General features: G+C 34.8%; 7 protein-coding genes and 1 pseudogene. 6 read left to right on the plus strand and 2 right to left on the minus strand.

Annotation, left to right across the window (positions count from 1 at the left end; all coding sequences use genetic code 11):
- Positions 1-84 precede the first annotated feature (84 nt).
- Entirely contained in the window at positions 85-909 is an 825-nt protein-coding gene (locus tag ACOYLT_RS07815; protein WP_422853302.1) for a universal stress protein, read from the minus strand.
- Between the two features lie 155 nt (positions 910-1064).
- Between ACOYLT_RS07815 and rimP the strand changes: the two genes are divergently transcribed.
- The 3 genes from rimP to infB are packed head-to-tail and all read left to right on the plus strand — an operon-like array spanning position 1065 to position 5590.
- Positions 1065-1532 (plus strand): ribosome assembly cofactor RimP, encoded by a 468-nt coding sequence (gene rimP / locus ACOYLT_RS07820; protein WP_422853303.1) that lies wholly within the window; start codon positions 1065-1067, stop codon positions 1530-1532.
- A 9-nt stretch (positions 1533-1541) separates the two neighbouring features.
- The gene (nusA, locus tag ACOYLT_RS07825; RefSeq protein ID WP_422853304.1) at positions 1542-2783 is read left to right on the plus strand and encodes a transcription termination factor NusA; all 1242 of its coding nucleotides are present in this window, start codon (positions 1542-1544) and stop codon (positions 2781-2783) included.
- Positions 2784-2821: 38 nt separating this feature from the next.
- Positions 2822-5590, plus strand: a complete 2769-nt coding sequence (gene infB, locus ACOYLT_RS07830; protein WP_422853305.1) for a translation initiation factor IF-2 — start codon at positions 2822-2824, stop codon at positions 5588-5590.
- A gap of 61 nt (positions 5591-5651) precedes the next feature.
- On the opposite strand, the gene ACOYLT_RS07835 is transcribed toward infB, so the two are convergent.
- Positions 5652-6041: an SPOR domain-containing protein gene (locus ACOYLT_RS07835; protein ID WP_422853306.1), complete on the minus strand. Its 390-nt coding sequence runs from the start codon at positions 6039-6041 to the stop codon at positions 5652-5654.
- A gap of 219 nt (positions 6042-6260) precedes the next feature.
- Between ACOYLT_RS07835 and ACOYLT_RS07840 the strand changes: the two genes are divergently transcribed.
- From ACOYLT_RS07840 to ACOYLT_RS07850, 3 genes and pseudogenes are all read left to right on the plus strand, one after another.
- Positions 6261-7613, plus strand: a complete 1353-nt coding sequence (locus ACOYLT_RS07840) for a cytochrome c3 family protein (RefSeq protein WP_422853307.1) — start codon at positions 6261-6263, stop codon at positions 7611-7613.
- Between the two features lie 31 nt (positions 7614-7644).
- A complete protein-coding gene (locus tag ACOYLT_RS07845; RefSeq protein ID WP_422853308.1) occupies positions 7645-10707 on the plus strand; it encodes a TAT-variant-translocated molybdopterin oxidoreductase in 3063 nt (1020 codons plus the stop codon).
- 134 nt (positions 10708-10841) lie between these two features.
- A pseudogene (locus tag ACOYLT_RS07850) lies at positions 10842-11515 on the plus strand (hydrogenase); the annotation flags it as partial.

The raw sequence follows: 11515 nt of genomic DNA on the forward strand, positions 1-11515 counted from the left end.
ATTTTACAATAAACCGTTTTATATAATGAAAAAACTCCTCAAGCCATTGAGGAGTTTTTTGTTTTTGTGAGTCTCTTTGGGGTGTTAAATTTTAAAAGTAACCACAGGTCTAACAGCATGGTTTACTAAATCCTCGCTAATACTTCCGTTTAAAAAGTGGGACAGGCCTTTTCTACCATGGGTGCTCATGCCAATTAAATCGGCATTAACAAAATTGGCAAAGTTTAAAATACCAGTTTCAACATTTACATCATTATAAATATGAGTAGAAAATTTATTGACAGCATAATTAGAAATAAAATCATTCATAATTTCATTGGCAATATGAGTGGGCTTAAAACTACTCGGAGTATTTATCATGACTAAATGAAGTTCTGCACCAAGTTTGTTAGCAAATTCGACTACTTTCTCAAAAGGTTTTTTTATTTCATCTGAGAAATCAGAGGCAAATACAAATTTGTTTACATTAAAAGTGTCCGAGTCTTTTTTAACAACAAGCACTGGGATTTCTGATAAACGAACTACTTTTTCCGCATTGGAACCAATAAACATTTCTTTAAAACCACTCGCGCCATGGGAACCCATGACAATTAAATCAACATTATTTTTTTGGCTGATGTTCATAATGCCGTTAAAAGCTAATTCAAATTGAAATACTTCAGAGACTTTTAACCCATCAAGACATTCATCATCCATCAAATTTTCTAATCTATCAATAGCCGCATTTTTGAACAGCATGATTTCAGGTATATCATGACCGCTTCCTAGAGCATCACCAGCTTGGTGAGGCAGTTCAAGCATGTGAAGAAGTAGTATTTCTCCATCATTTTTTCTTGCAATTTGAGCAGCCACTTTTAACGCATAATAGGCATGCTTCGAAAAGTCTGTAGGAACTAAGATTTTTTTCATAACTAAATAGTTAAATATTATTAATTAAAGATACTAATTATTTTTGTTTTAATAAGTAATTTTGATTTATAAAAAAATAACTATATTTGCACCGTTATTTACCATGCAAAACTAAATAATGAGGGAAGCAATGCTTCCCTCTTTTTATAAAAACCATGACATTTAAAGAAAAAATTACAAATTTAATAGAAGAAGGATTACAAGAAAAACCCTCTTTGTTTCTTGTAGATTTGAGTATTTCAGACAGTTACAAAATTTCAGTAACTTTGGATGGTGATAACGGAGTGCAATTGCAAGACTGCATTGATATCAGTCGAGCAATTGATAGTAATTTAGATAGAGAAGAACAAGATTTTTCTCTTGAAGTGGCATCCGCTGGAGTTTCAACTCCTTTAAAATTAGTTCGACAGTATAAAAAAAATATTGGTAGAACTCTAAAGGTGAAAACGGCAACGGCAACGATAGAAGCAAAATTAGAGAATGTAACCGAGGAAACTATATTACTTTCTTGGACATCAAGAGAACCAAAAAAAATAGGAAAAGGAAAAGAAACAGTGGAACATAAACGTGAAATTCCTTTTTCAGAGATAAAAGAAGCAATTGTTATAATAATATTTAATTAAAAATTTGACATGGAGAATATTGCATTAATCGACTCGTTTTCAGAGTTTAAAGACGATAAACTTATTGATCGAGTAACGCTTATGGCGATTTTGGAGGACGTTTTTAGAAACGCATTAAAAAAGAAATACGGATCTGATGATAATTTTGACATCATTATCAATCCTGATAAAGGAGATATGGAGATTTGGAGAAGAAGAATCGTCGTTGCTGATGACGATTTAGATTTAGAAAATGAAGAAATCACCTTGACGGATGCAAGAAAAATTGAGCCTGACTTTGAAATTGGCGAAGAAGTTTCTGAAGAAGTTAAATTGATTGATTTAGGAAGAAGAGCCATTTTGGCTTTGCGTCAAAACTTGATTTCTAAAATCCACGAGCATGATAATACCAATCTTTACAAACAATTTAAAGATTTAGTTGGAGAAATTTATACTGCCGAAGTGCACCATGTTCGTCCAAGAGTTGTCATTTTAATTGACGATGAAGGTAACGAAATTGTTCTGCCAAAAGAAAAGCAAATCCCATCAGATTTTTTCAGAAAAGGCGATAACGTTCGTGGAATTATCGAAAGTGTTGAACTAAAAGGAAACAAGCCACAAATCATCATGTCAAGAACGGCAGATATATTTTTGGAAAAATTATTTGAACAAGAAATCCCAGAGGTTTTTGACGGTTTAATCATGATAAAAAAGGTAGTAAGAATTCCAGGTGAAAAAGCAAAAGTAGCCGTAGATTCTTATGATGATAGAATAGATCCTGTAGGAGCTTGTGTTGGAATGAAAGGGTCACGTATTCATGGTATCGTTCGTGAACTTGGAAACGAAAACATAGATGTAATTAATTATACTACTAATGCTTCCTTATTAATCACAAGAGCATTGAGCCCAGCTAAAGTATCTTCAGTAAAAATTGACGAAGAGAAAAAAAGAGCAGAAGTATTCTTGAAATTAGATGAAGTTTCAAAAGCAATTGGTCGTGGAGGACACAATATCAAATTAGCTGGATTATTAACTGGTTATGAATTAGATGTTATCCGCGAGGGAATTGCAGCAGAAGAAGATGACGTAGAATTAACAGAGTTCTCAGACGAAATCGATGGATGGGTAATTGATGAGTTTGCTAAAATAGGTCTAGATACTGCAAGAAGTATTTTGAATCAAGAGGTGGCAGACTTAGTGAGAAGAACCGATTTAGAAGAAGAAACCATTTTAGAAGTAATGAAAATATTGAAAGAAGAGTTTGAGGACTAATTCTTTCACCAACAATAGATAAACATTAAAAAGATTTTATGTCTGAAGGAAATATTAGAATTAATAAAGTTTTAAGGGAATTAAATATTTCTTTGGAAAGAGCTGTGGATTATCTTAAAGATAAGGGCATTGTAATTGAAGCAAGTCCCAACACAAAAGTTTCTGATGATGTGTATAATATTCTTTGTGGTCAATTTGCCGGAGACAAAGGAAACAAAGAAGCTTCTAAAGGCGTAAGTGAAGAAATTAGAAAAGAAAAAGAAGCGCTTCGATTAGAAAGAGAAAAAGAAATTGAGGACAAGCGTAAAGCTGATGAAGAACGACAAAAATTAGAGGTTGTCAAAGCAAAAGTAGTAGTTACTGGTCCAAAACAAGTAGGTAAAATTGATTTAGAGCCAAAAACAGTTACTCAAGAAACCAAAAAAGAACCCACTAAAATTGCTATAACAAAGCAGGAACCAATTGCTAAAGTTAAAGAAGAACTTGCAGCCGAAACTCTTAAAGTAAAAACTGCTAAAGTTAAAGAAGAACAAGCTGATACCGAAGTACCAGTTGATGAAACAATTACAACTCAATATCAAAAATTATCAGGGGCAACTCTAACAGGACAAGTTATTGATTTAGCACAATTCAATAAACCAAAAAAGAAAAAAGAAGAGTTTAAAAAGGACGCTAATAAACCTTCAACTCCTGCCATTGGACAAAATACAAACGCAGCTCAAGCGGCTAGTAATACCAATAAAAACAAGAGAAAAAGGATTCCGCCTAAACCAGGAGAAGCTGGAAAACCAGCTATTACAAGCGGTGGTGGAAATGCATTTGGACCAAATAAAACAGGCAATAAACCCGGAGGCGGCTTCCAGAAAGGGAATCGCCCTGCTATAGTTCAAAAAGTTGAGCCAACAGAAGAAGAGGTTAAAAACCAAATTAAAGAAACTTTAGAAAGACTACAAGGAAAAGGAAGTAAGTCTAAAGCTGCAAAATACAGAAGAGACAAGCGTGATTCGCACCGTCAAAGAAGTGACGACGAAATGCAAGCTCTTGAAGAAGGAAGCAAAACAATCAAAGTAACCGAATTTGTTACCGTAGGTGAAATTGCAACAATGATGGATGTGCCTATTACAAAAGTAATCGGAACTTGTATGTCACTTGGAATCATGGTTACCATGAACCAACGTCTTGATGCTGAAACATTATCGATAGTGGCTGATGAGTTTGGATATGAAGTAGAATTTATTACTACAGACATTGAAGAAGCCATGGAAGTGGTTGCGGATAGAGAAGAAGATTTAGTATCCCGAGCGCCAATTGTAACGGTTATGGGTCACGTTGACCACGGTAAAACATCTTTGCTGGATTATATTCGTAAAGAAAATGTAATTGCGGGAGAATCAGGTGGTATCACACAACACATTGGTGCCTATGCTGTTACTCTTGAAGGTGGACAAAAAATAACTTTCCTTGATACACCAGGTCACGAAGCGTTTACTGCAATGCGTGCCCGTGGAGCTCAAGTTACCGATATTGCGATTATCGTAGTTGCGGCGGATGACGACATTATGCCACAAACTAAAGAAGCTATTAGCCACGCACAAGCTGCTAATGTTCCGATGATATTTGCGATTAACAAAATTGATAAACAAGGAGCTAATCCTGAAAAGATTAAGGAAAAATTAGCTGCTATGAATTTATTAGTTGAAGATTGGGGAGGAAAATACCAATCGCATGATATCTCTGCAAAAAAAGGAACAGGCGTAAAAGAATTATTAGAAAAAGTATTGCTTGAAGCTGAAATTTTAGACTTAAAAGCAAACCCAAATAAACCTGCGGTAGGAACTGTTGTTGAAGCACAGTTAGACAAAGGAAGAGGTTACGTATCAACAATTTTGGTACAATCCGGAACTTTGAAAGTAGGAGATTATGTATTGGCAGGAAAAAATCACGGAAAAGTGAAAGCCATGCACGATGAAAGAGGACATACAGTTATTTCAGCAGGCCCATCAACGCCAATATCTATTTTAGGTTTGGATGGCGCGTCAACCGCTGGAGATAAATTCAATGTGTTTGAAGACGAAAGAGAAGCAAAACAAATTGCAACCAAACGTTTACAGTTAATGCGTGAGCAATCGGTTAGAACGCAACGCCATATTACCTTAGCGGAAATTGGTCGTCGAATTGCATTAGGACAATTCAAAGAATTAAATATAATCCTTAAAGGAGACGTTGATGGTTCTGTAGAAGCACTTTCGAGTGAGTTTTCTAAATTGTCTACGGATGAAATTCAAATTAATATTATTCACAAAGGTGTTGGTGCGATTACAGAAACTGACGTAATGTTGGCTTCTGCCTCAGATGCAATTATTATCGGATTTAATGTTCGACCTGCTGGTAATGCACGTCAATTGGCTCAAAAAGAAGAAATCGACATCAGAAACTATTCTATTATTTACGATGCTATCAATGACTTGAAAGACGCTATGGAAGGAATGTTGTCCCCAGAAATGAAGGAAGAAATTACCGGAACAGCAGAAATAAGAGAGATATTTAAAGTGTCTAAAGTAGGGTCAATTGCAGGATGTATGATTACCGATGGTAAAATCTTTAGAAATTCTAAAATCAGAATTATCCGTGAAGGCGTTGTTGTCTTTACGGGCGAATTAGCTACCTTGAAAAGATTTAAAGACGATGTGAAAGAAGTGGCTAAAGGATATGATTGTGGTATGCAAATCAAGAATTATAATGACATTGAACAACTTGATTTAATCGAAGCTTTCCAGGAAGTGGAAGTGAAGAAAAAGATAAAATAATAAATACAAAATTCCAAGTAAGAACATGCCCCAAAAAGTTAGACACTAATTGGGGCATTTTTTATTTATTCGGCTTAATCAAAAACGCATTAGGATATTTTTTCTTTAAATCGTTGAGGTTTTTTTCGGCTTCAATTCTAGTTTTGAAATTTCCCACCCAAACTTTATACAATGGTGTGCTGAAAACAATAGTAGCATCAATATTTTTGTTATCTCTTTTAAAATCCAATAATGTTTTTTTGGAACTTTCAGTATCTCCGTTAAAAATCTGAATTTTATAACGATCATTTATAGTAATAGAACTATTAATTTTTCTTTTTTCATTTAATAATTGTTCAAACTTTGGATCTTGACTAACATTTACTTTTCCGTCTTGTGAAAAGCTTTTTTGATATAAAAATAGAAGAGTAAGTAGTAAAAAAAAGAATTTCATTCTAGGGAAAATTTTCATAATGATTTGATTTTTATACAAATGTAAAACTTAATAAATTAAACAAGAAAGCATTTGTTATTTAGAATTAATATAAATTGATATTTATGCTATATTTAGGGTTTTGAGAATAGTTCTTAAGTCGTATTTTTGTGCCAGTTTTTAACAAAGTGATGACTTTATAACTGAATTTGATTCAGAAAAAATCAAGCCAACATTAGTCGATAATCATTATATTATATGAAAAAAGTGGGTAACCATAATTCGATTTCAAGGAAAATAGTGTTCAGTTTAGCGTTAATGCTTACATTCTCCTTATCTTCATTATCTCAAAATGCTACTCCAGCTGCCACTGCGGCTACGCCTGCAACTACAACTACTGCTCCAGCTACTACTGCAACCGGTGGAGGAGATGCTGCAGCAGGTAAAGCATTGTTTAATGTCAATTGTGCAGCTTGTCATAATTTAGACAAGAAAATGACTGGTCCAGCCTTAAGAGGCGTAACAGGTCGTCATGCAAAAGATTGGTTTTATCCTTGGATTACTAATAGTTCTGCCATGATAAAATCAGGAGATCCTGATGCTGTAAAACTTTGGGAAGAGTATAAACCTTCTGTAATGACTGCTTTTCCAAATCTTTCTAAACAAGATATTGATAACATTTTAGCTTACACAGACGAACCTAAAGCAGTTGCTCCAACAGGTATAGTTACCTCTGCTGCTCCTCCAGGAGCCAAAGGCAACGAAGGTGGAATTTCAAACAATGTTGTCTTAGGAGCATTGTGTTTAGTTATGTTTCTTCTTGTCATCATGTTGTTTTTTGTAAACAATATATTAACTAAAGTAGCTAAAGCAAACGGCATAGAAGTTGCACCAAAACAAGTTAGATTGCCGCTATGGAGGGTTTTTGCTAAAAATCAATTTTTAGTATTAGTAACTTCTATATTCTTATTATTGTCTAGCGGTTATTTTGTGTATGGTTTTTTAATGCAAATTGGCATAGATCAAGATTATCAACCTATTCAACCAATTCATTATTCCCACAGAATACATGCAGGAAGTAATGGTATCGACTGTAAATACTGCCACTCTTCGGCAAGGGTAAGCAAGCATGCAGGTATTCCATCCTTGAATGTATGTATGAATTGTCACAAAAGTATTGGTGAGGTATCAGATACAACTGCAACACCAGAATATTCAAAAGCTTTCTATGATGCTGAAATTCAAAAATTATATAGTGCTGTTGGATGGGATAAAGACAATCAAAAATATACTGGTAAATCGCAGCCAGTTAAGTGGGTAAGAATTCATAATCTTCCTGACTTTGTTTATTTTAATCATTCTCAACACGTAACAGTCGCTGGTATTGAATGTCAAAAATGTCACGGTCCAGTTCAAACCTATGAAATCCAAAAACAATTTGCTCCGTTAACTATGGGTTGGTGTATAAAATGTCACCGCGAAACCGATGTTAAAATGGAAGGAAATGCTTATTACACAAAAATTCACGATGAACTTTCAAAAAAATATGGGGTAGATAAATTGACTGCCGCACAAATGGGAGGTTTAGAATGTGGTAAGTGTCACTACTAAAAAATTATTAAGAAGCTAATATTTATATACGATGTCATCGAACAAAAAATACTGGAAAAGTGTTGAGGAACTAAACGAAAATAGTTCTATTGTTGAGGCGCTTAGAAATAATGAATTTGTGGAAGCCATTCCAACAGATGAGTTTTTATCAGACAAAGATTCATTATCTTCTTCCTCAACTACTCGTCGTGATTTCTTGAAATACGTTGGATTCAGCACTGCTGCAGCTACTTTAGCAGCATGTGAAGGGCCAGTGCACAAATCAATACCTTACGTTTTACAGCCAGAACAAATCATTCCGGGAGTGGCGGATTATTATGCAACTTCTATGTTTGATGGTTTTGATTTTGCTAATTTATTAGTAAAAACTCGTGAAGGTCGTCCGATTAAAATTGAAAATAATACAATATCTGGAGCCAAGTTTGCAGCTAATGCAAGAGTTCATGCATCCGTATTATCTTTGTATGATAGCATGCGTTTGAAAAGAACGAAATTGGCTCAAAAGGAGGCAAACTGGCAAGAGGCTGATTTAAAAATTAAAGCAAGTTTAGCAGATGCAAAAGTAAAAGGAGGACAAGTTGTTTTATTAACCAATACCTTAGCAAGTCCATCAACTGAAAAACTAATTGCTGAATTTATTGCCAAAAATCCAACAGCAAAGCATGTCATTTATGATGCTGTTTCTGAGTCGGCTGCTTTAGATGCATTCGAAACAGTTTATGGGGAAAGAGCTTTAGTTGATTATGATTTCTCAAAAGCAAATACTATAGTTTCAATCGGTGCTGATTTCTTAGGCGATTGGCAAGGTGGAGGATTTGATAGCGGTTACGCTCAAGGTAGAATTCCTCAAGTGGGAAAAATGTCCAAACATTTTCAGTTTGAAGCAAATATGACTTTGTCTGGAGCTGCTGCTGACAAAAGAGTACCTATGACAGTTGCTAATCAAAAATTAGCACTAGTAAAAATATATAGTATTGTAACTGGTTCTTCAGTTGCTATTGGAAAATTAGCCAACGAGGAGGTTGTTGTAAAAGCTGCTCAACAGTTAAAAGCTTCTGGATCTAAAGGACTTTTAGTTTCAGGAATTCAAGATAAAAATGCACAATTACTAGTTTTAGCAATCAATCAAGCTTTAGGTAGTGAGGCTTTTTCAACAGTTGGAACTCGTCAAATCAGAAAAGGGTCAAACGAAAAAGTGGCTCAATTAGTAGCTGATATGAATGTAGGAAGTGTTCATACTCTAATTATGAGTGGCGTGAATCCAGTTTATACTTTAGCTGATTCAGCTAAATTTTTAAGTGGATTAAAGAAAGTTAAATTATCTGTAGCATTTTCTTTAAAAGAAGATGAAACGGCTTCGATTACAAATATAGCTGTTCCAGCACCTCATTATTTAGAGTCATGGAATGATTTGGTGTTGACAAAAGGGACTTATGCTTTAACTCAACCAACTATTCGTCCATTATTTAGTTCAAAACAATTTCAAGAAGGCTTATTATCATGGAATGGTAATTCAGTTTCTTATTATGATTATATAAAAGCAAATGCTGCTAGTTTTACTAACGGTGCTACTTGGAACAAAACTGTACACGATGGTATCGCTGTTGGAGTTGCATCTGCTACAACCAGTGGCGCTGCTGATTTTTCAGCTGCGGCTAATGCTTTAGCTTCTTCAAAACCTGCAAACGGATTTGAATTAGTGTTGTATACCAAAACTGGTTTAGGTGACGGTCAGCAGGCAAACAATCCTTGGTTACAAGAGTTTCCAGATCCAATCACAAGAGTTTCTTGGGATAATTATGTTACTATTTCTAAAGCAGATGCCGAAAGACTTCAACTAGATAATAAAATAGTTGCTAATGGAGGTCTTAACGGTAGTAATGCTACTCTTACTGTAAATGGAGTTAAAATGGCAGTTCCAGTTATTGTTCAACCAGGACAAGCAGTTGGGACTTTAGGTTTAGCTCTGGGTTATGGTAAAAAAGCGTCCCTAAAAGAAGAAATGCAAGTAGGCGTTAATGCTTATTCATTCTATAGTAATTTTAATGATGTACAATCTGCTACCATTGCAAAGGCAGATGGTGAACATGAGTTCGCTTGTGTTCAATCACAAAAAACCTTAATGGGTAGAGGTGATATTATTAAAGAAACTACATTAACTGTTTTCTCTGCAAAATATAATGAGCCTGAAGTATGGAATTCAGTAGCAAAAGTTTCTTTGGATCATAAAGAAGTAGAAGCAACCAAAGTTGATTTATGGGAATCTTTTGATCGTTCTGTGGGACATCATTTTAATCTTTCAATTGATTTAAATGCTTGTACGGGTTGTGGTGCTTGTGTTATAGCTTGTCATGCAGAAAATAATGTTCCAGTAGTTGGAAAATCTGAAATTAGAAGAAGTCGTGATATGCACTGGTTGCGTATCGATAGGTATTATTCATCTGAAGATACTTTTGCTGGAGATAATAAGAAAAAAGAAGAATTTAGCGGATTATTTGGTAAAGAAGGTTCACTAGGTGGTTTTGGAGACATGGAAAAACCTGCTGATAATCCACAAGTGGTTTTCCAACCAGTAATGTGTCAACATTGTAACCATGCACCTTGTGAAACAGTATGTCCAGTGGCAGCAACTTCTCATGGTCGTCAAGGACAAAACCAAATGGCTTATAACCGTTGCGTAGGTACTCGTTATTGTGCCAATAACTGTCCATACAAAGTGCGACGTTTCAACTGGTTCTTGTATAACAATAACGATGAATTTGATTTCCATATGAATGACGATTTAGGACGCATGGTTATCAATCCAGACGTTAACGTTCGTTCTCGTGGAGTAATGGAAAAATGTTCAATGTGTATTCAAAGAACTCAATATACTATTTTAACTGCAAAACGCGAAGGAAGAGAAGTTAACGTTGACGAATTTGAAACAGCTTGTTCTTCAGCTTGTTCAACAGGAGCAATGGTTTTTGGAGACATTAATAATAAGGCTGATAAAATTACTAAACTAGTTGAAGATAAAAGAGCTTATCACTTGTTAGAAAGTGTGGGAACTAAACCAAATGTGGTTTATCAAGTTAAAGTAAGAAATATTTAATAAAATAAGTTGGAAAATGGAAGACGGAAGTCAGAAATTATAAAACCTAAAAAATAATTGTAAAGTAAAATATTGATTGAATTTGCTTTTTTTCTAAAATCGTAAATCTAAAATCATAAATCTAAAATCATAATATGTCGTCTCATTACGAAGCACCCATTAGAAAACCCTTAGTTATAGGTGATAAATCATATCACGATGTAACTGTAGATGTAGCTGCTCCAGTAGAAGGAAGAGCTAATAAACAGTGGTGGACTGTATTTTCTATCGCATTAGCCGCTTTCCTTTGGGGAATAGGTTGTATTACATATACCATTTCTACAGGCATTGGAACTTGGGGACTAAATAAAACAGTAGGTTGGGCTTGGGATATTACTAACTTCGTTTGGTGGGTAGGTATCGGGCATGCTGGAACTCTTATTTCTGCGGTATTATTATTGTTCCGTCAAAGATGGAGAATGGCTATTAACCGTTCTGCAGAAGCTATGACTATTTTCTCAGTAATTCAAGCGGGTTTATTTCCTATTATTCACATGGGTCGTCCATGGTTAGCGTATTGGGTTTTACCTATTCCAAATCAATTTGGTTCTCTATGGGTTAACTTTAATTCACCACTACTTTGGGACGTATTTGCAATCTCTACTTATCTTTCAGTTTCATTAGTTTTCTGGTGGACTGGTTTGTTGCCTGATTTCGCGATGCTTAGAGATAGAGCTGTAACACCTTTTACAAAAAAAATATATTCTATTTTAAGTTTTGGTTGGAGTGGAAGAGCTAAAGATTGGCAACGTTTTGAAGAAGTTTCTTT

The sequence above is a fragment of the Flavobacterium sp. genome (assembly GCF_049318185.1).
Lineage (GTDB): Bacteria > Bacteroidota > Bacteroidia > Flavobacteriales > Flavobacteriaceae > Flavobacterium.

Excerpts from the sequence above, each read along its gene's own strand:
- rimP (WP_422853303.1), top strand. The coding sequence starts at position 1,065 with ATGACATTTAAAGAAAAAATTACAAATTTAATAGAAGAAGGATTACAA.
- ACOYLT_RS07835 (WP_422853306.1), bottom strand. The coding sequence starts at position 6,041 with ATGAAAATTTTCCCTAGAATGAAATTCTTTTTTTTACTACTTACTCTT.
- ACOYLT_RS07815 (WP_422853302.1), bottom strand. The coding sequence starts at position 909 with ATGAAAAAAATCTTAGTTCCTACAGACTTTTCGAAGCATGCCTATTAT.
- ACOYLT_RS07845 (WP_422853308.1), top strand. The coding sequence starts at position 7,645 with ATGTCATCGAACAAAAAATACTGGAAAAGTGTTGAGGAACTAAACGAA.
- infB (WP_422853305.1), top strand. The coding sequence starts at position 2,822 with ATGTCTGAAGGAAATATTAGAATTAATAAAGTTTTAAGGGAATTAAAT.
- nusA (WP_422853304.1), top strand. The coding sequence starts at position 1,542 with ATGGAGAATATTGCATTAATCGACTCGTTTTCAGAGTTTAAAGACGAT.
- ACOYLT_RS07840 (WP_422853307.1), top strand. The coding sequence starts at position 6,261 with ATGAAAAAAGTGGGTAACCATAATTCGATTTCAAGGAAAATAGTGTTC.